The sequence below is a fragment of the Rhizobium sp. BK313 genome (assembly GCF_014193655.1).
Lineage (GTDB): Bacteria > Pseudomonadota > Alphaproteobacteria > Rhizobiales > Rhizobiaceae > Rhizobium.
In genome coordinates, this window is sequence record NZ_JACHZQ010000003.1 from 670,840 (window position 1) to 692,667 (window position 21,828).

Annotated in this window: 20 protein-coding genes and 1 pseudogene; 17 read left to right on the forward strand and 4 right to left on the reverse strand. The window is 60.8% G+C overall.

All coding sequences use genetic code 11. From position 1 onward, the window contains the following. Window positions 1-140: 140 nt before the first annotated feature. The 9 genes from FHT86_RS19645 (at window position 141) to FHT86_RS19685 (ending at window position 9,364) form a co-directional block, all read left to right on the forward strand. A complete protein-coding gene (locus FHT86_RS19645) occupies window positions 141-1,217 on the forward strand; it encodes a YjgN family protein (RefSeq protein WP_133708495.1) in 1,077 nt (358 codons plus the stop codon). Continuing rightward, the gene (locus FHT86_RS19650) at window positions 1,189-2,319 is read left to right on the forward strand and encodes a M48 family metallopeptidase (protein ID WP_133708496.1); all 1,131 of its coding nucleotides are present in this window, start codon (window positions 1,189-1,191) and stop codon (window positions 2,317-2,319) included. Before FHT86_RS19645 ends, FHT86_RS19650 begins: the two co-directional genes overlap by 29 nt. Before the next feature lie 123 nt (window positions 2,320-2,442). Then, complete coding sequence (gene rirA, locus FHT86_RS19655; RefSeq protein WP_133708497.1) at window positions 2,443-2,931, forward strand: iron-responsive transcriptional regulator RirA; 489 nt, start codon at window positions 2,443-2,445, stop codon at window positions 2,929-2,931. A gap of 334 nt (window positions 2,932-3,265) precedes the next feature. Beyond that, window positions 3,266-4,861, forward strand: a complete 1,596-nt coding sequence (locus FHT86_RS19660; RefSeq protein ID WP_133708498.1) for an ABC transporter substrate-binding protein — start codon at window positions 3,266-3,268, stop codon at window positions 4,859-4,861. Between the two features lie 90 nt (window positions 4,862-4,951). Next, on the forward strand, window positions 4,952-5,956 hold the full coding sequence (locus FHT86_RS19665) for an ABC transporter permease subunit (protein WP_133708499.1): 1,005 nt from the start codon (window positions 4,952-4,954) through the stop codon (window positions 5,954-5,956). A gap of 9 nt (window positions 5,957-5,965) precedes the next feature. Continuing rightward, window positions 5,966-6,859: an ABC transporter permease subunit gene (locus FHT86_RS19670; protein ID WP_133708500.1), complete on the forward strand. Its 894-nt coding sequence runs from the start codon at window positions 5,966-5,968 to the stop codon at window positions 6,857-6,859. Then, window positions 6,859-7,872 (forward strand): ABC transporter ATP-binding protein, encoded by a 1,014-nt coding sequence (locus tag FHT86_RS19675; protein ID WP_133708501.1) that lies wholly within the window; start codon window positions 6,859-6,861, stop codon window positions 7,870-7,872. The genes FHT86_RS19670 and FHT86_RS19675 overlap by 1 nt, the downstream gene beginning before the upstream one ends. Continuing rightward, window positions 7,869-8,822 (forward strand): peptide ABC transporter ATP-binding protein, encoded by a 954-nt coding sequence (locus FHT86_RS19680; RefSeq protein ID WP_133708502.1) that lies wholly within the window; start codon window positions 7,869-7,871, stop codon window positions 8,820-8,822. The genes FHT86_RS19675 and FHT86_RS19680 overlap by 4 nt, the downstream gene beginning before the upstream one ends. 14 nt (window positions 8,823-8,836) lie before the next feature. Next, window positions 8,837-9,364, forward strand: a complete 528-nt coding sequence (locus tag FHT86_RS19685; protein ID WP_409527602.1) for a gluconokinase — start codon at window positions 8,837-8,839, stop codon at window positions 9,362-9,364. Window positions 9,365-9,374: 10 nt separating this feature from the next. Here FHT86_RS19685 and FHT86_RS19690 read toward each other — a convergent pair whose 3' ends face one another. From FHT86_RS19690 to FHT86_RS19700, 3 genes and pseudogenes are all read right to left on the reverse strand, one after another. Beyond that, window positions 9,375-10,622: an NAD(P)/FAD-dependent oxidoreductase gene (locus FHT86_RS19690; RefSeq protein ID WP_133708504.1), complete on the reverse strand. Its 1,248-nt coding sequence runs from the start codon at window positions 10,620-10,622 to the stop codon at window positions 9,375-9,377. Between the two features lie 131 nt (window positions 10,623-10,753). Beyond that, on the reverse strand, window positions 10,754-11,251 hold the full coding sequence (locus tag FHT86_RS19695; RefSeq protein ID WP_133708505.1) for an isoprenylcysteine carboxyl methyltransferase family protein: 498 nt from the start codon (window positions 11,249-11,251) through the stop codon (window positions 10,754-10,756). Continuing rightward, a pseudogene (locus FHT86_RS19700) lies at window positions 11,251-12,306 on the reverse strand (type III polyketide synthase); the annotation flags it as partial. The pseudogene FHT86_RS19700 and the gene FHT86_RS19695, both read right to left, overlap by 1 nt. 196 nt (window positions 12,307-12,502) lie before the next feature. Here FHT86_RS19700 and FHT86_RS19705 point away from each other — a divergent pair. The 6 genes from FHT86_RS19705 to FHT86_RS19730 all read left to right on the forward strand — a co-directional run bounded on the left by FHT86_RS19705 (window position 12,503) and on the right by FHT86_RS19730 (window position 17,464). Further along, window positions 12,503-13,045, forward strand: coding sequence for a tetratricopeptide repeat protein (locus tag FHT86_RS19705; RefSeq protein WP_133708507.1), 543 nt, complete (start codon window positions 12,503-12,505; stop codon window positions 13,043-13,045). Window positions 13,046-13,105: 60 nt separating this feature from the next. Beyond that, the gene (locus FHT86_RS19710) at window positions 13,106-13,750 is read left to right on the forward strand and encodes an RNA polymerase sigma factor (RefSeq protein WP_133708508.1); all 645 of its coding nucleotides are present in this window, start codon (window positions 13,106-13,108) and stop codon (window positions 13,748-13,750) included. A 16-nt stretch (window positions 13,751-13,766) separates the two neighbouring features. Beyond that, entirely contained in the window at window positions 13,767-14,546 is a 780-nt protein-coding gene (locus tag FHT86_RS19715) for an anti-sigma factor family protein (RefSeq protein WP_133708638.1), read from the forward strand. 165 nt (window positions 14,547-14,711) lie between these two features. Continuing rightward, window positions 14,712-16,301: a Ppx/GppA phosphatase family protein gene (locus tag FHT86_RS19720; protein ID WP_133708509.1), complete on the forward strand. Its 1,590-nt coding sequence runs from the start codon at window positions 14,712-14,714 to the stop codon at window positions 16,299-16,301. Continuing rightward, the gene (locus FHT86_RS19725) at window positions 16,298-17,017 is read left to right on the forward strand and encodes an RlmE family RNA methyltransferase (RefSeq protein ID WP_133708510.1); all 720 of its coding nucleotides are present in this window, start codon (window positions 16,298-16,300) and stop codon (window positions 17,015-17,017) included. The genes FHT86_RS19720 and FHT86_RS19725 overlap by 4 nt, the downstream gene beginning before the upstream one ends. A gap of 63 nt (window positions 17,018-17,080) precedes the next feature. Beyond that, window positions 17,081-17,464: a VOC family protein gene (locus FHT86_RS19730; protein WP_133708511.1), complete on the forward strand. Its 384-nt coding sequence runs from the start codon at window positions 17,081-17,083 to the stop codon at window positions 17,462-17,464. 24 nt (window positions 17,465-17,488) lie between these two features. Here the strand turns inward: FHT86_RS19730 and FHT86_RS19735 are convergent, their stop codons facing one another. Beyond that, a complete protein-coding gene (locus FHT86_RS19735) occupies window positions 17,489-18,928 on the reverse strand; it encodes an MFS transporter (RefSeq protein ID WP_133708512.1) in 1,440 nt (479 codons plus the stop codon). A gap of 296 nt (window positions 18,929-19,224) precedes the next feature. Here FHT86_RS19735 and FHT86_RS19740 point away from each other — a divergent pair, with 296 nt between their 5' ends. Continuing rightward, on the forward strand, window positions 19,225-20,151 hold the full coding sequence (locus FHT86_RS19740) for an MBL fold metallo-hydrolase (RefSeq protein WP_133708513.1): 927 nt from the start codon (window positions 19,225-19,227) through the stop codon (window positions 20,149-20,151). A gap of 190 nt (window positions 20,152-20,341) precedes the next feature. Further along, window positions 20,342-21,826, forward strand: a complete 1,485-nt coding sequence (gene guaB / locus FHT86_RS19745) for an IMP dehydrogenase (protein WP_133708514.1) — start codon at window positions 20,342-20,344, stop codon at window positions 21,824-21,826. The last annotated feature ends 2 nt before the right edge of the window (window positions 21,827-21,828 follow it).

A 21,828-nucleotide genomic window follows, 5' to 3' on the forward strand; every position in this document is an offset into this window, starting at 1 on the left:
GCGAAACTTTCGCCGAGCGACACACCCCTCGGCGGACGAATTATGCCTATGGCGTTAGCGATCGCCGGTAGCTCAACGCGGCTGCTCTCAAGGGGAACAGCCTTCGGGGAAACAGTATCGGGCACGGGGCACATCAGATCATGGCAGTTGCGGAACAGTCTTACCCATTCGGCTTTAAAAGCGCCTACAAGCGCGCCTCCTTCACTGGCAGCGCAAGAGAATATTTCGGCATCTGGATCGTTAACATCCTACTGACCATCATAACACTCGGCATCTATTCGGCTTGGGCGAAAGTCAGGCGAAACCGCTACTTCTATGGCAATACCGTGGTGCTGGACCACACCTTCGAATATCACGCCAAAGGCAAGCAAATTTTGATCGGGCGCCTGATCGTCTTCAGCTTCCTGGCAGCATTAAATGTTCTTTCCCATGTCGCGCCACTGGCGGCGATTGGACTCTGGATTGTTTTGATTCCGGCGTTGCCGTGGGTGCTGATGCGTGGCTTGCGCTTCAACGCGCGGGTGACCAGCTATCGTAATGTCCGTTTCGATTTCGTCGGGACCTATGGCCAAGCGTGTAAAGCAATATATTTTGGCTGGCTTGTTATGATCATCTCCTTTGGTTTGGCGACGCCAGTGGCCAGCCGCTGGCTCTATTGCTATGTCTTCAATAATTTGCGTTACGGCGACAGGCCGTTTGCGGCCGACCCACCGTTGCGCGAGTTTTACAAGGCTTTCGGTGTTGCGTTCGCAATTCTGATTGGGGGTCTCATTGCCACGACCTTGGCGACTGGCATTATCAGCTCAATTTTCGCCGCGCCAAACAACACCCTGTTGGCGGCAACGCGCGATGTCAGAATCATGTATCTCGGGCTTTTTTTCTATCCGCTCTTTTATGTCGTCGCTCTGCTTTATTACCTGGCGACCGTGCGGAACATTGTCTGGTCATCCATTAAAATTGACCGTCGCGCCGAGCTGTGGAGCGATCTTGGTCGCCGGCAATACGCATGGATCGCGATCTCAAACGTGGTCATGACGTTCGTCACGTTGGGCTTGATGCGTCCTTGGGCCGCGGTCCGCATGCGGCGCTATGTGATCGAGCATACCTCTATCAAGGTCGACGGTGAGATCGGCGTGGTCTTCGATCATATACGTTCGACCGGCAGCGCCATGAGTGCGGAGTATCTCGATGTCGACGGCTTCGACTTTGGTTTCTGATCCGGCATCAATCGCCCGCGGCACCTGGCATCCGCCCCATTCCAGCCGGGCGGTTGCCGCCCGGCTGGTTGACATCGGCGGCTCGCTCACCGTGTTCTCGGATGAGGATGACGACAAGGACAAGCGCCTCGCCTGGGGCATCCGCTCTGACATTGAAATCAGCCCGCGCGTAGGCTCAATTCCGCGGCGCGTCACCTTCAGCAACGAGTCTGTCTTCGAAATCCGCGACAACGACGCCGTCGACGCCTATCTTCAAAGCCGCGGCGAGGGGCGCAGCAGTTTTGTGCACCGGCTCGAGATTGTTCGCCCGCGTATGATCGCCTTCGCCATAGCGACGGCTGTGCTGGCATCGACCATTTATCACTACGCCTTGCCGGCGTTGGTGGAGATCGCCGTGTTGGTGACGCCGCCGGTCGTGCCGGAGATGATGTCTGCGGGTACGTTGAAGACGCTGGATCAGGTGACGCTTAGTCCGAGCAAGCTGCCCGAGGCCAAGCGAAGGGAAATCACCGATCAATTCGAAAAGATCGCTACGCGCGCGGAGGGCGGTGTCGGCCGATACAAGCTGAATTTTCGCGATGGCGGCGTCATCGGCCCGAATGCCTTCGCGCTGCCGGACGGCAATATGGTCCTGACCGACGAATTGGTGGACCTTGCCGGCGGCGATACGGAAATGATCATGGCCGTTCTCGGCCACGAGATCGGCCATGTCGAATATAAACACAGCCTCCGTCAGCTTTACCACGCCGCCGGCGTCGCTGGTTTGGTCATGTTGATTGCCGGCGACGTCGGTTCCGGCGTGCAGGATGTTCTGACCCAAGGCGGCGGCCTCTTGGCGCTTTCCTATTCTCGTTCGGCCGAAGCCCAGGCCGACCGCCGTTCGGTCGAATTGATGCAGGAAGCGGGTATGGACCCGACCGCACTGTCGCGTTTCTTCGATGTTCTGGAAACCAAGCTCGACGATCATTCCAATACCAGCATGCTGTCGACCCATCCGGGCACGCCGGAACGCAAGCAGGCAATTCTCGACTACGCCAAGGAGCTGCGGGCCAAGCAGAGCGAACCGGAAACAACCGGCATCCGCCCGCCGAAATCGGACTGACAGCCGATATCTCCATCAGAATAACGTGAATGTGAATTTCATCTTTTGGAATTGTTCAAAACTACGAAAGGCTCTATATACCTCTCGAACCGTCCTATGCGGCCTTGATTCCAGGAGATCGGCATGCGCTTGACCAAGCAGACCAACTACGCAGTGCGCATGCTTATGTATTGCGCCGCCAATGAAGGCCACTTGAGCCGTATCCCGGAAATTGCCAGAGCCTACGGTGTTTCCGAGCTGTTTTTGTTCAAGATTTTGCAGCCGCTCACCAAGGCTGGCCTTGTTGAAACCGTGCGTGGCCGCAATGGCGGCGTGCGTCTCGGCAAGCCGGCGACCAATATCAGCCTGTTCGACGTCGTCCGGGTGACCGAAGATAGTTTTGCAATGGCGGAATGCTTCGAGGAAGGGGTCGTCGAATGCCCGTTGGTCGATAGTTGTGGCCTGAATTCGGCGTTGCGCAAGGCGCTCAATGCCTTCTTCGACGTGCTGACGGAATATTCTATCGACGACCTCGTCAAGGCCCGTCCGCAGATCAATTTCCTGCTCGGCTTGACGGACGCGGATCACAGGGCGATAGCCAAAAAGCCGGCGATCACGGCGCCCGCCGCCTGACATTGAATTTGTGTAGATTTTCAGTCCGCGGCTACCTGAGGTGGCCGCGGATTTTCATTTGTATTGCCACGTAATATTAGGGCAAATTATTAGTATTTTCGAAGAAGCAAGCACGAAATTATTCAGATTGCGTCTAAAACGCGCACGATTTCGCCAGATTGTTGCCAATCCAAGACCTTTTTTGTCTGAAAATTTCCAAACTCCACAATTTGGAAAAAATTTAGGCGGTGCGTGTTGCTTTCGCACATTAAATAGCGTTCCATCGGCGCGATCCGGATAGGAACCTTTGGGGATCCACGGCTTCAAAAGAAGAACAAACCTGGGAAACGATATCATGAAAAAGATCTCTGTCCTGTTGGCAGTGACAGCCTTGACTTCGGTCATGGCGACGTCCGCCTGGTCCAAAACGCTTGTCTACTGCTCGGAAGGTTCGCCGGAAGGTTTCGATCCGGGAATTTATACCGCCGGCACCACCTTCGATGCCTCTTCGCGTACGGTCTACAGCCGCCTCGTCGAGTTCAAGCACGGCAGCACCGAGGTTGAGCCGGGCCTCGCCGAAAGCTGGACCGTTTCCCCCGACGGTAAGGAATACACCTTCAAGCTCCGCAAGGGCGTGAAGTTTCAGACCACCGATTTCTTCACTCCGACGCGCGATCTCAATGCTGACGACGTCATCTTCTCCTTCAACCGCCAGCTCAAGGAAGACAGCCCGTGGGCCAAGTATGTCGCCGGCGGGTCCTATGAATATGCTGCGGGCATGGGCTTCCCGACCCTCATCAAGTCGGTCGACAAGGTCGATGACCTCACCGTCAAGTTCGTGCTGAACCGTCCGGAAGCGCCGTTCATCGCCGACCTCGCGATGGATTTCGCATCGGTTCTTTCGAAGGAATATGCCGACAAGCTGCAGGCCGACGGCAAGATGGAACAGATGAATCAGCAGCCGCTCGGCACTGGTCCGTTCACCTTCGTCGCTTATCAGCCCGACGCAGTCATCCGCTACAAGGCGAATGAAACCTACTTCAAGGGCAAGGAAAAGATCGACGATCTCGTCTTCGCGATCACGCCAGACGCATCGGTTCGCGCGCAGAAGCTGAAGTCCGGCGAATGCCAGATCATGCCTTATCCGAATGCCGCCGACATCAAGGACCTCCAGACCGACAAGAGCCTGAAGGTTCTCGAACAGCCGGGCCTGAACGTCTCCTATCTCGCCTACAACACGCTGATCGCTCCCTTCGACAAGGCCGAAGTGCGCAGGGCGCTGAACATGGCCGTCGACAAGCGGGCGATCGTCGATGCTGTCTTCCAGGGTTCTGGCTCCGTTGCAACCAACCCGATCCCGCCGACCATGTGGTCCTACAACAAGGACATCAAGGACGACCCGTACAACCCCGAAGAAGCCAAGAAGATGCTCGAAAAGGCTGGCGTCAAGGATCTCAGCATGAAGATCTGGGCGATGCCGGTTTCGCGTCCCTACATGCTGAACGCACGTCGCGCCGCCGAACTGATGCAGGCCGACCTCGGCAAGATCGGCGTCAAGGTCGAGATCGTCACCTATGACTGGGCTCAATATCTGAAGCTCTCCTCCGCCAAGGACCGCGATGGCGCGGCCATCCTCGGCTGGACCGGCGACAACGGCGATCCGGACAACTTCCTTGACACGCTGCTCGGCTGCGACGCAGTCGGCGGTAATAACCGCGCTCAGTGGTGCAACAAGGAATTCGACGATCTCGTGAAGAAGGCCAAGCAGACTGCCGACGTCAAGGAGCGCACCAAGCTCTACGAACAGGCACAGGTCGTCTTCAAGCGCGAAGCTCCGTGGATGACCATCGACCATTCCGAGGAGTTCATTCCGATGAGCACCAAGGTTTCCGGCTACGTGCAGGATCCGGTCGGCGTTCACCGCTTCGATGGCGTTGATATCGCCGAATAACGGACACGCTCTGAAATACCCGGTCGAAAACCGGGTGAAGCCGGCGGTCAGGCAATTTGCCTGACCGCCGGAAAACTTTGGACATCTGCCATGTTGCGATTTCTTTTCAGCCGCCTTGCGGTGCTGATCCCGACATTTCTCGGCGTATCGATCGTCGCTTTCTCTTTCATCCGCCTGCTGCCCGGCGATCCCGTCATGCTGTTGTCGGGCGAGCGCGTCATGTCGCCGGAACGCCACGCCCAGATCTCCCATGATCTCGGCTACGACCGCCCGCTGGTCGTTCAATATGGCAACTACATCTGGAATGCGCTGCACGGCGATCTCGGCACCTCGATCACCACCAAGCGCGACGTCTTAACCGACTTCCTGACCTTCTTCCCGGCAACGCTGGAACTATCGATCTGTGCCATGATCCTGGCGATCTGTCTTGGCATCCCGGCCGGCGTTTTTGCCGCCGTCAAGCGCGGCACATGGTTCGATCAGAGCGTGATGGGGGTGGCCCTTGTCGGCTATTCCATGCCGATCTTCTGGTGGGGCTTGCTGCTGATCATCGTCTTCAACGGCTATCTGCATTGGACGCCGGTTTCAGGCCGTATCGGGCTTATCTATTTCTTCAAGCCGATCACCGGCTTCATGCTGATCGACAGTCTTTTGTCCGGCCAGAAGGGCGCCTTTGCTTCCGCGCTCAACTCGCTGATCCTGCCGACTGTCGTACTCGGCACCATTCCGCTCGCCGTGATCGCGCGGCAGACGCGTTCGGCCATGCTGGAAGTGCTGGGCGAGGATTATGTCCGCACCGCCCGCTCCAAGGGTCTCGCGCCGCTGCGCGTCGTCTCCGTGCATGCCCTGCGCAACGCCATGATCCCGGTCGTCACCACCATCGGCCTGCAGGTCGGCGTGCTGCTCGGCGGCGCCATCCTGACGGAAAGCATCTTTTCCTGGCCGGGTATCGGCAAGTGGATGATCGACGCTGTCTTCAAGCGCGATTATCCTGTGGTGCAGGGTGGCTTGCTGCTGATCGCGGGCATTGTCATGCTCGTCAATCTCGTCGTCGACCTGCTCTACGGCTTCATCAATCCACGCATTCGTCACTAGGAGCGGCCCATGAGCACGGTAAGTCTCAAATCCGACCGCCCCTCCGCTCTTGCGGAGTTCTGGTATTATTTCTCGCGTAACAAGGGCGCCGTCATCGGGCTGGCGGTCTTCGTCTTCGTTCTGTTCTTGGCGATCTTCGCCGGTGTGGTCGCCCCGCATGATCCGGACGCCGCCTATGGCAGCGCCATGCAGCGCCTGCCGCCCGTCTGGGCCGAAGGCAGCAATAGCAGCTTTCTCCTCGGCACCGACGCCAATGGCCGCGACCTTCTCTCGCGCCTGATCTACGGAACGCGGTTCTCGCTGTTCATCGGCCTGGTGGTCGCCTCGCTTTCGGCGCTCGCCGGCATCCTGATCGGCCTGGTCGCCGGCTATGTCCGCGGCCGCACCGATACGATCATCATGCGCATCATGGATATCATCCTTGCCATTCCCTCGTTGCTCTTGGCTCTCGTGTTGGTGGCGATCCTGGGGCCGGGCCTGACGAACGCCATGATCGCGATCTCGATCGTCAACCAGCCGCATTTCGTCCGCCTGACACGCGCTTCGGTGATGGCCGAGCGTGACAAGGAATATGTCATCGCCTCGCGCGTCTCCGGCGCCGGCCCGCTTCGCCTGATGTTCAAGACCATCCTGCCGAACTGTCTGGGGCCGCTGATCGTACAGGCGACGCTCGCCTTCTCGGCCGCGATTCTCGATGCCGCCGCACTCGGCTTTCTCGGCCAGGGCGCGCAACCGCCTACGCCGGAATGGGGCACGATGCTCGCGGATTCGCGCGAATTCTTCCAGAGCAACCCATGGCTCGTCACTTTTCCCGGTCTCTGCATCCTGATCACGGTTCTCGCCATCAATCTGATGGGCGACGGCCTGCGCGATGCCTTCGACCCGAAGCTGAAGAGGTCGTGATGCCGCTTCTCGATATTGAAAATCTCACCGTTGAATTCCAGACCGCGTCCGGCCTGTTCCGGGCGGTGGACGGCGTATCGCTCACCTGCGACAAGGGGGAAATCCTCTCGATCGTCGGCGAATCCGGCTCCGGCAAGTCCGTGTCCATGCTGGCCATGATGGGGCTTCTGCCCTGGACGGCGAAGATCACCGCCGACCGCATGCTGTTCGACGGCAAGGACCTGCGTGGCATCTCGGCACGTCAGCGCCGCCACATCATCGGCAAGGATATGGCGATGATCTTCCAGGAGCCGATGTCGAGCCTCAACCCGTGCTTCACGGTCGGCTTCCAGCTTGGCGAGACGCTGCGCATCCATATGGGTCTCGACCGCAAGGCGCGCCGCGAGCGTTCGATCGAGCTTTTGAACCTTGTCGGTATACCGGCGCCCGAAGATCGCCTGTCGAACTTCCCGCACCAAATGTCGGGCGGGATGAGCCAGCGCGTCATGATCGCCATGGCGCTTGCCTGCAATCCGAAGCTTCTGATCGCCGACGAGCCGACCACCGCGCTCGATGTTACCATTCAGGCACAGATCCTCGATCTGCTTGTGCGCCTTCAGAAAGAACAGGGCATGGCGCTGGTGCTGATCACCCACGACATGGGTGTGGTGGCCGAAACCGCTGAGCGCGTGCAGGTGCAATACGCCGGCCAGAAGGTCGAGGAGCAGCCCGTGAAGGCACTGTTCCGCGATCCGCATCATCCTTATACGGCGGCACTTCTTTCGGCGCTGCCGGAACGGGCGGTAGTCGGTGAGCGTCTGCCGTCGATCGCCGGTGTCGTGCCCGGCCAGCATGATCGCCCCTCGGGGTGTCTCTTCGCACCGCGCTGCTCGTTTGCGACTCCCGAATGCGACCGCGGCGTCAAGCGCCAAGGTGTCGAGCTCGGCGTGACGCTCTGCAACTATCCGCTGGAACACGGCAAGCCGCTCGGCCATCCCGGCCTTGTCGCCACGCAGGCAGGAGGCATTCAATGACGGACGCTGTCCTCGAGGGGCGCGATCTCGCCCGTTTCTACACCGTCAGGCGCGGCGCCTTCAAACCGGAGGCGACCGTCAAGGCGCTGAACGGCGTCAGCTTCAGCCTGCAGTCCGGCCGCACGCTCGCGGTCGTCGGCGAATCCGGTTGCGGCAAGTCGACGCTCGCCCGCCTGGTAACGATGATCGAAGACCCGACAGCCGGCGAATTGCTGATCGACGGCAAGCCGGCGAAGCTTGGCGACCGCAGTCTGCGCAGCGCCGTGCAGATTGTCTTCCAGAATCCTTACGGCTCGCTCAATCCGCGCCAGAAGGTCGGCTCCATCCTCGAAGAACCGCTGAAGATCAACACCGATGATGATGCCGCCACGCGCCGTCGCAAGGCCGAGGAGATGATGGCGCGCGTCGGCCTGCGCCCGGAACATTACGATCGCTATCCGCACATGTTCTCCGGCGGCCAGCGCCAGCGCATTGCCATCGCTCGCGCACTGATGCTGCGGCCGAAGGTACTGGTACTCGATGAACCGGTCTCCGCGCTCGACCTGTCGATCCAGGCTCAGGTGTTGAACCTTCTGATGGACCTGCAGAAGGAAATGGGGCTGGCCTATCTCTTCATCTCGCACGGTCTTTCAGTCGTTCGCCACATCGCCGACGACGTGATGGTGATGTATCTCGGTCGTCCGGTCGAGACCGGCACGGCGGAAGAAGTCTTCGCCCGCCCGCGCCACCCCTATACCGCCGCTCTGTTGTCGGCGACGCCGATCGCCGACCCTGAGCGTGAGAAAAACCGCATCCGTCTGCAGGGTGAATTGCCGTCTCCCCTCAATCCTCCGACCGGCTGTCACTTCAACCCGCGCTGCTGGCGTGCGCAGGACCATTGCCGCCAGGTGACGCCGGAATTGTTGGGCGAGGGAACGCATAAATTCTCCTGTTTCTACCCGTTGGATTGATGGCTGGAACCACCGTGAGCGATATATCGAAGGCACCTCTCGCCATCATCATCATGGGCGTCAGCGGTAGCGGCAAGTCGTCCGTCGGCGAAAAGATGGCGGCGCGGCTGGACTTGCATTTTGTCGAGGGTGACGCGCTGCATCCCGCGGCCAATGTCGAGAAGATGAGCAAGGGCATTCCGTTGACGGATGAGGATCGATGGCCTTGGCTCGATCTGATCGGTCAGCAGATCGCGGCGAGCCTGGCGAAAGGCGAAGCGATCGCCGTGTCCTGCTCGGCTTTGAAGCGCACCTATCGCGAGCGTTTGCGGGCCGCCGCCGGCGGGCACCTCTATTTCGTCTATCTCGACGGCTCGAAGGAACTGCTGACCGAACGCATGGGCGAGCGCAGGGGCCATTTCATGCCGGCGTCACTTCTTGAAAGCCAGCTACAAACGCTGGAAGTGCCGACCGGCGAACCCGGCGTTGTGACGGTTGGCATTGATGACACGGTCGACGGTATCGTCGAGGCCGCGCTCATGGGCCTCGACGCGATCCGTTGACGCCCTTAAATTAGGGCGCGAACCGGTCCGGTGCGTAAGCCGAGATATCGATGAACGGCTTTTCACCGGTAATCAGCTCAGCCAGCACGCGCCCGGTCACGGGGCCTAGCGTCAGGCCATGATGGGCGTGGCCGAAGGCGAACCATAGGCCATTGTGGCGCGGCGCCTTGCCGATGATCGGCATCATGTCCGGCGTGCAGGGACGGGCGCCCATCCAGGGCTCCGGATCAAGTCGCTCGCCAATCGGAAAGACGGTGCGGGCGACGGCTTCGGCGCGGTCAAGCTGGATCGGTGTTTTTGGCGCATCGCGCAGGGCAAATTCCGCCCCGGTCGTCAGCCTGATGCCGCGGTTCATCGGCGCCAGGAAATAGCCGCGCTCGGCATCCAGCGTCCAATTGTTGAGGATGGCATTGCCTTCGGCGGCGTAGTGCATGTGATAGCCGCGCTTGACGCCCAACGGAAAAGCATAACCGAAACGCTTCGTCACGAGATCAGCCCAGGGGCCGAGAGCGACGACGACATCCTCGGCCTCGATCGAGCCCTCCGACGTCACCATCTTCCACTGGGAGCCGGACCGGCCGAGCGAGACGGAGTCGCCGATCGCGAAACGCCCGCCAATGCTCTCGAAATAAGCACGGTAGGCGGCGATCAGCCCATGCGGATCGAGCACGGACCAGGGATCGCGCCAGCGCAGGCCACCCGAGAAGCTGCCTTTGATATGCGGCTCCAGCGTCGCGATATCGGCACCGGTCAGCGCGTCGTAGGCGATGCCGAATTCGCGGTTGAGACGTTCGGCCTCGGCGACTTCCGCATCGCGTTTCTCGTTCGTGCGGAAAATCTCCATCCAGCCGTTCTTGCGGATCAGTTCCTCGGCGTGAGAAGCTTCTATCAGATCCTTGTGCTCGCTGATGGAATGCTCGATCAGCGGCGCATAGGCGCGTGAGATCATCTCATGCCGCTTGGTGTTGGAATTCCACCAATAGCGGGCAAGGAAGGCGATCTGCCCCGGCAGCGCACGCAGATGATAATGCGCGTCGATGCGGTTGTTGAAGGCATAGCGGAGAAGAAGGCCGAACTGCTGCGGAAAACCGTAGGGCACGACGCCCTCGCGCTGGATCAGGCCGGCATTGCCGAAGGAGGTCTCCTCGCCGGGCGCTTTGCGGTCGACGAGAATGACCTGGCGCCCGCGCCGCTGGAGGTGGATGGCCGTCGATACGCCGACGATGCCTGCGCCGAGCACGATTGCGTCTTTTGTCATGTTCCCTGCTATCCGCATGCTTCATTTATTTGCGCATGAACTCGTCCAAAAACCGTTTCCTGCTTTTGGGGATCATGCTCCAAGTATCGAAAATGCCTGCCAAAATGCTGCGGCGCAAATGAAAAATGCGATCAAGCCATGACCTCTCTCAAAGCCGCATTTTCAGCGCGAATACGCACGGTGAGGATGGCGGCGTTAAGCAGTGAAAAGATCAGGGCGTAGAGCGGCAGACCAAAGGCGAGCGGCAGCGCGGCGATCTCGCCGATGACCACCGCATAGTTCGGATGGCTGAGGAAGCGATAGGGCCCGCTCGTCACCAAAGCAGCGCCCGGCAGCACGATGATCCGTGTCGTCCAGCGCCCTTTCAGTGTCGCCAGCACCCAGATGCGCAAACCCTGCAGCACCATGAAGACAACGAACCAGACAGGACTGATCGGACGGCCGGCGGCCAGAAACCACAGGCCGATGAGCCAGACCGCGTGCATCGCCACCATGTAGGGATAGTGTTCCGATGCGATCTCGCGCGCGCCGCGCGCAAGGAGAGTGGCGGTGTTGCGGCGCGCGTACACCAGTTCGGCCAGCCGCTGCAGGGTGACGAAGGACAGAAGCGCGATCGATGGCCAGAGCATCAGGCGACCCTCTTCAGCGTAACGCAGCTGGCCGAAAAGCCGGGCCCCATGGCGACCAGGGCCGAACGTCTCGGCAGGCCGGCGATAATCGCACGCTCGAGCACGAAGAGTACCGTCGGCGATGACATGTTGCCGTAGTCGCCGACCACCTCGCGTTCGATATCCAGCGAGCCGGGTTCGAGGCCGAAGGCGGTCTCCAGTGCCACCAGCACCTTGGTGCCGCCGGGATGGCAGATGAAGCGGTCGACATCCGATATCGTCAGGCCCGCGCGCTCTAGAATGCCGGCGACGGCGGGCTTGATATTCGCTTCGGCAAAGGGCGGCAGCGATTGGTCCAGGATGATGCCGAAGCCCGTATCGTCGATCTTCCAGCCCATGATGCCGAGAGTATCGGGAAAGAGATGCTCGCCCGTCGATTCGATCTCCGCGAGACCATCCTTTCCGGCGCGCAGGATGCAGGCGGCCGCGCCGTCGCCGAACAGCGCTGTCGCGACGATGTTCGGCCGCGTGAGTTCGTCCAGCCGGAAGGCGAGCGAGCAGAGTTCGATGGCGACGAAAAGTACGACGGCGCCCGGACGGTTCTTCGCCATGCGCGAGGCGATGCCAAGGCCCGAAACGCCGGCCGCGCAGCCGAGGCCGAAGACCGGCACACGCTCTATATCGGAGCGGAAGCCCATCTCGCGCGCGAGCCGTGCATCCAGGCTCGGCGTTGTAACGCCGGTCGACGACACCGTGACGATGCAGTCGACCTCCTCGGCTCTCAGACCGGCACGTGTCAGCGCGTTGGTAGCGGTTTTCCTGAAGAGTTGGCTTGCGACCTCGGCATAGGCTTCCATGCGGTCCTGCCAGCCATGCGACTGTTCGAACCAGGAAAGCGGACGGGCGACATAACGCTTGCGGATGCCGGCGCTTTCGAACACGCGGGCGAGATGCTTGAACTCGCGAAAACGATCGGCAAACAGACGGCCGGCGGTCTCGGCAGCCTCCGATTGGTAGATGATGTTGTCGGGCGTGGCGACAGCCAGACTGACAAGCTTGACGGTATCGGTCACTTGTTTCTCCTTGCGACCCTCGGCGGGTACGTATGTGGAAACACGCGAGTATCAGGAATTATTCGCGTGGTCTCCGTCACGAAAGAGTGACGGGAGGTCGTGACTACAAGCGCAAGAAAAATATTCGGTCGCTGCGAATAAAATGAACGGATGGCGTGTTCACCCATCGCAACGTTCATTTTTGCCAAGGAGCAATCCCATGACGACTACCGCTTTCCGCCTGGCCTCCGTCGCTCTCGGCGCCTGCCTCACCCTCGGCGCTTTTACTGTCCCGGTTTTCGCGATCGGCGACGATAGTAGCACGACTCCGACCTGCAAGAAGGGCGAGATCTACGACAAGAAGGCGAAGAAGTGCGTGAAGCAGCAGGGCGCCAACATCACCGACGAAAACCGCGCCGACTATGCTTACTCGCTCGCCAAGAAGGACCACCGCTATGAAGAAGCACTGGCGGTTCTCGACACTATGCAGAATCCGAACACGGCAGAAGCATTGAACTATCGCGGCTATGCCACCCGCAAGCTCGGCCGCACGGATGAAGGCATTTCCTATTACCTGAAGTCCGTCTCAATGGACCCGAAGTATTCGCTGGTTCGCGAATATCTCGGCGAAGCCTATGTCATCAAGGGTCAGATCGACCTTGCCAAGGACCAGTTGAGCACGATCAAGACGCTCTGCGGCAACACCGCTTGTGAGGAATATCAGGATCTGAACAACGCCATTCAGAATCCGTCGAGCCTCTGATTTCAAGCGTCGGACCTAAGATGGCCGCTATAGGCAGTCAGCATTCAGAGGGATATTCGAGTGTCAGTCGCTCATTCCACAATTTCTGCTTATAGTCGGGTAAGATCGGAACCGCCGGCAAGACCGGCGATTCCCAAAAACGCGAACCTCGCGGAGGGTGCCATAGCGAGCGAAGAGGATATCAGGGCGGGTCTGTCGCAGCATCTGACGCGGCTTTGGCGCTATGCCGTGGTGCTGTCTCGCCAACGCGACGTGGCAGATGATCTGGTGCAGGCGACCTGCGTCAGGGCGCTGGAGCGGGCTGACCAGTTCGCGGCCGGCACACGGCTCGACCGATGGTTGTTTTCGATCCTGCACTCGATCTGGCTGAACGAGATTCGGTCGCGCCGGGTGCGCATGGGGCAGGGTTTTGTCGATGCCGACGAAACATTGGTTTTCGACGGCGCGCGCCAGACGGAGACGCATATTCTCGCCGGCCAGGTGCTGAAACAGGTGCAGGCGCTGCCGGAAGCGCAGCGCACCGCGGTATTCCTCGCCTATGTCGAAGGATTGTCCTATCGCGAGGTGGCGGAGGTTTTGGATGTGCCGATCGGAACGGTGATGAGCCGGCTGGCGGCAGCGCGAGCAAAGCTTGCTGATGGCATCGGATCGGCAGACTGTGCGCGGCTTTCAGGGGGTGGGCGACTGGGGAACGAGAATGAGTAAATTGGACAACAACAATATGCCCTCGGACGAGCTGCTTACCGCCTTCATCGACGGCGAGCTGGGAGCGGCCGAGCGTGACAGGATGGAAAAGCTGATCGCTGACGACGTTCGAGTGGCGGAACGTTTCGATTTCCTATCGCGCAGCGATCTGCCTTTCCGTGAGGCATTCGAGCCTGTGCTTGCCGCGGCCCCAAGCGCCAAGCTGGACGCTATGCTTGCCGCCATCCCTTCCACAAAGGAGCAGAAGAAAGCCGCTTCGGGCATCAGCCGCCGTGGCTTCCTGTCGGCGATCGCTGCCTGCCTGGTCGTGGGCATCGCCATCGACCGCGCCGCGATCGGCATCAACCATCGCCTTGCCAAGCCGGACGAGGGGACCGAGTGGCGCGCTGTCGTCGCCGAATATCTTTCCCTCTATACGCCGGATACGCTGAGCGCGCCGGCGGGCGATCATGCTGAACAGGCTGCGCAATTGAGTGAAGTCGGCTCCAAACTCGGCCTCACGCTGACGCCCGAAACCGTCGCCATGCCCGGCGTCGATTTCAAGCGTGCCCAGGTCTTGAATTACGACAGCAAACCTTTGGCGCAGATCGCTTATCTCGACCCCGAAAGCGGGCCGATGGCGCTTTGCATCATTCCCTCGACCAGGGGTACTTCCGAACCGGACATGGAAAACCGCCGCGGCATGAATGTCGTCTACTGGTCGAACGCCACCCACGCCTTCATGCTGATCGGCCATTCGCCGATCGACCGGATGAAGACGCTGGCGGATGGCGTCCGGGCGAGCTTGGCGGTTTGACGTTGGCCTTTTTCCCAGCGACGCGCAGGGGTTAACTCCCGCAAATCACGCGATTCAAAAAGAATTTGGCGAAAACTCATCCTGCTGATATTCTCCACCCAACGAAAATCGAATGAGCGCCTGCAGCATGCCTTTCGGCCTTGCGCGGCGCGGTGGAAAAGATACGTGAGTGACCCCGACAGCGGCAAAATGCCGCAGGCAGACGGGGCGTCGGTAGCAGAGCGCAGGAAGGGTAAATCCTCCCGGCGCGCTAAGCGTAAGCGCGGCGGTTCCGGCCGTCCGAACGCTTATTCTGCGGAGGCCAACCAGACCGGCACGTCCAGTCCGGTGGCGACACGCCCAGCAGATAACGACGCCGGTTCTCCGGCCAAAAAGCGCAAGCGCCGCCGCCGTTCCCGTGGCGGAGCGCATGATGGTGTGCAGCATGCCTCCTCATCACAGCAGCATCAGGTTTCCGCCTCTCAGGAACATCGCGTTGCGGGCGAGCACGGCCATGCGCCTTCGCACAAGAATGGCAAGAACAGGCGCAAGCATCGCAGCAAGCGCGGTCTGCAGGGCCGCCCGCTGGTGCACGAAAAGACGGCACAGATCGTCGTTCCTGCCGCCAATGTCACTGCTGAGCATACTCCCGCTCACAATGACCACCATCATGACCGGCATCCGCCGCAGCAGCGTCGCGACGGCCATGCGCCATATCACCATGCCGATGGCGACACCCGGCCCGTCGATCTCTACGCGGCGCTCGATCTCGGCACCAACAATTGCCGCCTGCTGATCGCGCAGCCTACGCGCCCTGGTCAATTCCGGGTCGTTGACGCTTTTTCTCGCATTGTCCGTCTCGGCGAGGGCCTTGGCGCCAGCGGCCGGCTCTCAAGCGATGCGATGGACCGCGCCGTCGAGGCTCTGCGCATCTGCGCCGGCAAGTTGAAGACGCGTGAGATCCGCCGCATGCGACTGATCGCAACCGAAGCATGCCGCGCGGCGGAGAATGGCGAAGCCTTCCTCGCCCGTGTCACGGAAGAGACCGGCCTGCGGCTCGAAATCATCGATCGCGAGACGGAGGCGCGTCTTGCCGTCTCCGGATGTTCGTCGCTGGTTGGTCCCGAGGCGCGCTCGGTCGTGCTCTTCGATATCGGCGGCGGCTCCTCGGAAATCGCTGTCATCCGCATTGGGGAGAACCGCTCCAGCCGGCTTGCCAATCACATCACTCATTGGACCTCGTTGCCCGTTGGCGTGGTGACGCTCTCGGAACGCCATGGCGGCCGCGACGTCACGCCGGACCTGTTCGAGGCGATGGTGCGAGAGGTCTCGGGCATGCTCGAACGCTTCGATTGCCCGCCCGTCGAGGAGGCTGCCCGCGACAGCGGCGATTTCCATCTGATCGGCACGTCCGGCACGGTGACGACGCTCGCCGGCGTCCATCTCGATCTGCCGCGCTACGACCGGCGTCGGGTCGACGGCGTCTGGCTGTCCGACGACGAGGTGACGGCAATGCAGGCGAAGCTGCTTTCCTGGGACTTCGCCGGCCGCGCCGCCAATCCCTGCATCGGGCCGGACCGCGCCGATCTGGTGCTGGCGGGCTGCGCCATTCTCGAGGCGATCCGCCGCCGCTGGCCAAGCCCACGCATGCGTGTTGCCGATCGCGGCCTGCGCGAAGGACTGCTCACCGACATGATGGCGGATGACGGTGTGTGGCGGCGCGGCCGCTCGCGCCGCGGCCATCGACCGAAGGATACGAAGGGACCGCAGGCATGACCAAGCCAACGATCGCCGGCAACCGTACCGGCCGCAAGCTCGGCCAGCGCGTCAAGAAAAAGAAGCTGAAAGCCTCTTCGCGGCAATGGCTGGAGCGGCATATCAACGATCCTTATGTGCAGCGTGCCCAGCTTGAAGGCTACCGCGCCCGTGCTGCCTTCAAGCTGCTGGAGATCGACGAGAAGCACCATATCCTCAAGGGCGCACGCCGCATCATCGATCTCGGCGCTGCGCCGGGAAGCTGGTCGCAGATTGCCGCCAAGGTCACCGGATCGACGGAAGAGGATATCCGCGTTGCTGCAATCGATTTCCTGGAAATGGCGCCGCTGCCGGGCGTTGCCATTCTGCAGCTCGACTTCCTCGATCCGGACGCACCGCAGCGACTGATCGACGCCGTCGGCGGCACGCCCGATCTGGTGATTTCGGATATGGCCGCGCCGACGACCGGCCATCAGCGCACCGATCATCTGCGCACCATGCATCTCTGCGAGGTCGCCGCGCACTTCGCAGTCGAGGTCCTTTCCGAAGGCGGACATTTTCTCGCCAAGACCTTCCAGGGTGGCACGGAACGCGACCTGCTGACGCTGCTGAAGCAGAATTTTCGCCAGGTCATTCATGTGAAGCCAGGCGCATCCAGAGCTGAGTCAGTGGAGATGTTCCTGCTGGCGAAAGGCTTCAAGGGTCGCAAGACGGACGACGAAGCAACGAGCGCTTGATTTAGCCATCGCTTTTGTCCGATGATGCAGTCCCATCGGCATCGCAGGCAGCGCATTCTTACCATGCTTCTTTACGTCACTCTCGGCTCCAACGATATTCCGCGTGCACGCAGCTTCTATGATGCGGTGATGCCGATCCTCGGCTACCGGCGTCAACGCGAATCGGATGAGGAAATCGGCTACGCCGCCGATGGCGATGTCCGCTGCCGTTTCTGGGTGGTGGTTCCCTACAATCACCGCGCTGCTACGATCGGCAATGGCTCGATGGTGGCTCTGCACGCTGAAAGCCGTGCCGATGTCGACGCCTTTCACGCCGCGGCCCTTGCCCATGGCGGCAAGGATGAGGGCAAGCCGGGCCTGCGCTCTTTCCATGCAAATTTCTATGCGGCTTATGTGCGCGATCCCGACGGCAACAAGCTCAGCGCCGTCTGCGAGCGGCCTGAATAGACCTCTCAGCGTTTCTCGAACGAACTACTTCACCGCCGGTTGCTGGTGCTGCGGCATCTGCGGCTGCATCGCGGCCACACGTTTTAGTCCGGCCTTGTGACCGGAGACCGTGGCGCCGGCGCTGCGGTCCATCCGGATGAAGGGAATGGTCGCAACGACGGTCAGGATGGAGATGCAGAAGAAAGCGATATGGAAATCGCGAACCTGCAGCTCGGTGCCGCTGAAGAAGGTCGAGGTTTCCAGGATCATGGCGGCGACGGCGACGCCGAGTGCCAGGCTGATCTGCTGCATGACCGAGCTCATCGACGTGGCCTGGCTCGCTTGCTTGTCGCTGATGTCGGCGAAGGCGAGCGCATTGATGCCGGTGAAGAAGAACGAGCGCGAGAAGCCGCCAACCAGGAGCACGCCGATGATAATGAGATGCGGCGTCCACGGCTGGAACAGGCCAGTGCAGATCGTGGTGATCGTCGTGATCCCTGCCGCCGACAGCAGCGCGGTCTTGAAGCCGACGGCAGTGAAGACGCGGCGTGCGATGAACTTGGTGCTGATGGCGCCGATGGCGCCGGCGAAGGTGATCAAGCCCGATTGGAACGGATTGAGGCCGAAGCCGAGCTGCAGCATCAGCGGCGTTAGAAAGGGCATAGCGCCGATGCAGATGCGAAACAGCGTGCCGCCGGTGACGGACGCGCGAAAAGTAGCGTTCTTCAGCAGCTGCAGATTGAGGATCGGCGCCGGATGACGGCGCGCATGGCCGATGTAAAGGAAGCCGCAGATGAAGCCGATGAGGACGGCCGAGATTCCGATGAACGGCGGTAGTGCCGGCAGGCTAATGACCGACATGCCGAAGACGACGCCGGCGGCCGCGAAGGACGTCAGCAGGAAGCCAGTGAAATCGAGCTTTGGCGGCATGGTCGCCTCGACCTCCGGCAGGAAGATCGACGACAAGATGACGCCCAGAATGCCGACGGGCACGTTGATCAGGAAGATCCAGTGCCAGGAGGCGTAAGTGGTGATGAAGCCGCCGAGGGGCGGTCCGGCAAGCGGGCCGACGAGGGCGGGAATGGAAAGTAGCGCCATGGCCGAGACCAGGTCGCTCTTCTGTGTCGTGCGCACCAGCACAAGGCGCCCGACCGGCGTCATCATCGAGCCGCCGAGACCTTGCAGGAAGCGGGCTGCGACGAATTCCAGCAGGCCGCCCGAGAAGGCGCACATGATCGAACCGATGACGAAGACGCAGATGGCAAGCCGGAAGATGTTCTTCGCCCCGAAGCGATCCGACATCCAACCGCTGATCGGGATGAACACCGCCAGCGACACCATATAGGATGTCAGCGCAAGTTTCAGCGTGATCGGACCAACATGGAGATCCGCCGCGATGGCCGGCAGCGCGGTCGCAATCACGGTGGAATCCATCTGTTCCATGAAAAGAGCGACGGCAAGGATCAGGGGAACGATGCGATTCATAGGCATATGCCTTGGTGGGTCGTGTCTTCGGGGAAGGGGCCCGCCTGAGACGGGCACCCGCTCTGTAGTCCTATGTGCGGCCTCTGCCAATCCCCGATTCTGCCCTGTGGCTTCTTGGAGATCACGTCTTCGTGATGCCGCTTGCAGCCCAGTATAGGATACCAAGTTTGACATATGCTAAACGCATGGAAATGCTAAACGCATAAAACGTCGTTTTGTGTATTAGCGGATCTGGATGGATATGTCATGGCGAAATTATCGACCATGAAAGATCGTATACCAGCTTGCCGTTGCCGATGACGATGACAGGCGCAGCTTACGCTGCCACCATTGGAGAAAATGAGATTATGACAGCCGTTGTTCTGCCGCCCGACACCCATCATTTCAAGTTGGGGTCCTGCACCATCACCGTCGTCAAGGATGGTGCGAACATTCTGGACAATCCCTGGGAAATCTTCGGGTCGAACCAGGCTCCGGAAACGGTGCAGAAGCTTTTGGCGCAGAACTTCTTGCCGACCGAAAAGCTCGTCAACAGCTATGCACCTGCTATCATCGACACCGGCACCGACGTGATCGTCGTCGACACCGGCTTCGGCCCCGCCGGCCGCGCTCGCGGCTTGGGCCGTTTTCGCGAAGGTCTGAAGGCTGTCGGCTACACGCCGGAGCAGGTGACCGTGGTCGCTCTGACGCATCTGCATGGCGACCACATCAGCGGGTTGATAGAGGACGGCGCCCCGGCCTTCCCGAACGCACGCTACGTCACCGGCGAGATCGAATATGAATTCTGGACCGACAAGGCCCGCGAAGGGACACCTGCCGAAGGCGGCCACAAGGCGGTGCTTGCCAATGTCGTGCCTTTTGCCGAAAAGATGACCTTCCTCAAGGAAGGCGATCAGATCGTCAACGGCATGACAGCCATGCTCGCTCCCGGCCATACGCCCGGTCATCTCGTCTTCCACCTGCAGTCGGATGGCAAGCAGCTGGTGATGACGGGCGATGTCGCCAATCACTACATTCTCTCGCTTGGCCGCCCGGATTGGGAAGTGCGCTTCGACGCCGACAAGATCCAGGCCGCCAAGACCCGTCGTCGTGTCTTCGACATGATCTCCGCCGATCGTATCCCCTTCTTGGGTTTCCATATGCCGTTCCCGGCAGTCGGTTTCGTCGAAAAGCATCAGGACGGTTTCCGCTACATCCCGAAGACCTATCAGTTCGATCTCTGAGATCGAACTGCCGCGCAAGATTTAGGCCAATCTCGAAAGCCCGGTCGTGCGCCGGGCGCTTTTCCCTATTCCCTTCCTGTCATAGACGTGTTACCAGCCCTCGCCAACTTCCAAGCAACACTTGCAAGATCGCCCGGTAGACGATTCGTTCCGGAGCCGTCCTGCTTTTCACAGACGAAGGAATTTGGCCATGGCACGCATTATTGAAACGTCAACCGGGTTGGATGCTCTGACATTCGACGACGTGCTCCTGCAGCCGGGACACTCCGAGGTCATGCCCGGCCAGACGAACATCGCCACCCGCATCGCCCAAGACATCGAACTCAACCTGCCGATTCTGTCAGCGGCCATGGACACCGTGACGGAAAGCCGTCTCGCCATCGCCATGGCCCAGGCTGGCGGCCTTGGCGTCGTCCATCGCAACCTGACGCCGGTCCAGCAGGCCGAAGAGGTCCGCCAAGTCAAGAAGTTCGAAAGCGGCATGGTGGTCAATCCGGTAACGATCGGTCCGGAAGCAACGCTTGCCGAAGCGCTCGGCCTGATGCGGGCGCACGGCATTTCCGGTATCCCGGTTGTCGAGAAGTCGCATCGCCTCGTCGGCATCCTCACCAACCGTGACGTCCGCTTCGCCTCCGATCCGGAGCAGAAGATCTACGAATTGATGACCCGCGAAAATCTCGTCACGGTCAAGGACGGCGTGCAGCAGCAGGAGGCCAAGCGCCTGCTGCACCAGCACCGCATCGAGAAGCTGCTGGTCGTGGACGGCGAGGGCCGCCTCGTCGGCCTGATAACCGTCAAGGATATCGAGAAGTCGCAGCTCAACCCGAACGCTTCGAAGGATGCGCAGGGCCGCCTTCGCGCCGCCGCCGCCATCAGCGTCGGTGACGATGGCTACGAGCGTGCCGAGCGCCTGATCGAGGCCGGCGTCGACTTGTTGGTCGTCGATACCGCCCACGGCCATTCGCAGCGTGTCCTCGACGCCGTCACCAGGGTCAAGAAGCTCTCCAACTCGGTTCGTATCATGGCCGGCAATGTTGCCACCTATGACGGCACACGGGCGCTGATCGACGCCGGCGCGGACGCCGTCAAGGTCGGTATCGGCCCCGGCTCCATCTGCACGACCCGCATCGTCGCCGGCGTCGGCGTGCCGCAGCTCGCCGCCATCATGTCGGCAGTCCAGGCCGCGCAGGACCAGAACATCCCCGTCATCGCCGACGGCGGCATCAAGTTCTCCGGCGACCTTGCCAAGGCGATCGCCGCCGGCGCATCGGCTGCCATGGTTGGCTCGCTTCTCGCCGGAACGGATGAAAGCCCGGGTGAGGTCTATCTTTATCAGGGCCGTTCTTTCAAGGCGTATCGCGGCATGGGTTCCGTTGGCGCCATGGCGCGTGGCTCGGCCGATCGCTACTTCCAGGCGGAAGTGCGCGACACGCTGAAGCTGGTGCCTGAGGGTATCGAAGGCCAGGTCCCCTATAAGGGTTCGGTCTCGGGCGTGCTGCACCAGCTCGCCGGTGGCCTCAAGGCTGCGATGGGCTACGTCGGCGGCGCCGATCTGAAGGACTTCCAGGAGCGCGCTACGTTCGTACGTATCTCCGGTGCAGGACTTCGGGAAAGCCACGCCCACGACGTCACGATCACACGCGAGAGCCCGAACTATCCGGGCGCCGGCGTCTGATC

Bases quoted from the DNA above. Each gene is read 5' to 3' on its own strand.
- FHT86_RS19645 (WP_133708495.1), top strand. From the start codon at position 141: ATGGCAGTTGCGGAACAGTCTTACCCATTCGGCTTTAAAAGCGCCTAC.
- FHT86_RS19650 (WP_133708496.1), top strand. From the start codon at position 1,189: ATGTCGACGGCTTCGACTTTGGTTTCTGATCCGGCATCAATCGCCCGC.
- rirA (WP_133708497.1), top strand. From the start codon at position 2,443: ATGCGCTTGACCAAGCAGACCAACTACGCAGTGCGCATGCTTATGTAT.
- FHT86_RS19660 (WP_133708498.1), top strand. From the start codon at position 3,266: ATGAAAAAGATCTCTGTCCTGTTGGCAGTGACAGCCTTGACTTCGGTC.
- FHT86_RS19665 (WP_133708499.1), top strand. From the start codon at position 4,952: ATGTTGCGATTTCTTTTCAGCCGCCTTGCGGTGCTGATCCCGACATTT.
- FHT86_RS19670 (WP_133708500.1), top strand. From the start codon at position 5,966: ATGAGCACGGTAAGTCTCAAATCCGACCGCCCCTCCGCTCTTGCGGAG.
- FHT86_RS19675 (WP_133708501.1), top strand. From the start codon at position 6,859: ATGCCGCTTCTCGATATTGAAAATCTCACCGTTGAATTCCAGACCGCG.
- FHT86_RS19680 (WP_133708502.1), top strand. From the start codon at position 7,869: ATGACGGACGCTGTCCTCGAGGGGCGCGATCTCGCCCGTTTCTACACC.
- FHT86_RS19690 (WP_133708504.1), bottom strand. From the start codon at position 10,622: ATGACAAAAGACGCAATCGTGCTCGGCGCAGGCATCGTCGGCGTATCG.
- FHT86_RS19695 (WP_133708505.1), bottom strand. From the start codon at position 11,251: ATGCTCTGGCCATCGATCGCGCTTCTGTCCTTCGTCACCCTGCAGCGG.
- FHT86_RS19705 (WP_133708507.1), top strand. From the start codon at position 12,503: ATGACGACTACCGCTTTCCGCCTGGCCTCCGTCGCTCTCGGCGCCTGC.
- FHT86_RS19715 (WP_133708638.1), top strand. From the start codon at position 13,767: ATGCCCTCGGACGAGCTGCTTACCGCCTTCATCGACGGCGAGCTGGGA.
- FHT86_RS19725 (WP_133708510.1), top strand. From the start codon at position 16,298: ATGACCAAGCCAACGATCGCCGGCAACCGTACCGGCCGCAAGCTCGGC.
- FHT86_RS19730 (WP_133708511.1), top strand. From the start codon at position 17,081: ATGCTTCTTTACGTCACTCTCGGCTCCAACGATATTCCGCGTGCACGC.
- FHT86_RS19735 (WP_133708512.1), bottom strand. From the start codon at position 18,928: ATGAATCGCATCGTTCCCCTGATCCTTGCCGTCGCTCTTTTCATGGAA.
- FHT86_RS19740 (WP_133708513.1), top strand. From the start codon at position 19,225: ATGACGATGACAGGCGCAGCTTACGCTGCCACCATTGGAGAAAATGAG.
- guaB (WP_133708514.1), top strand. From the start codon at position 20,342: ATGGCACGCATTATTGAAACGTCAACCGGGTTGGATGCTCTGACATTC.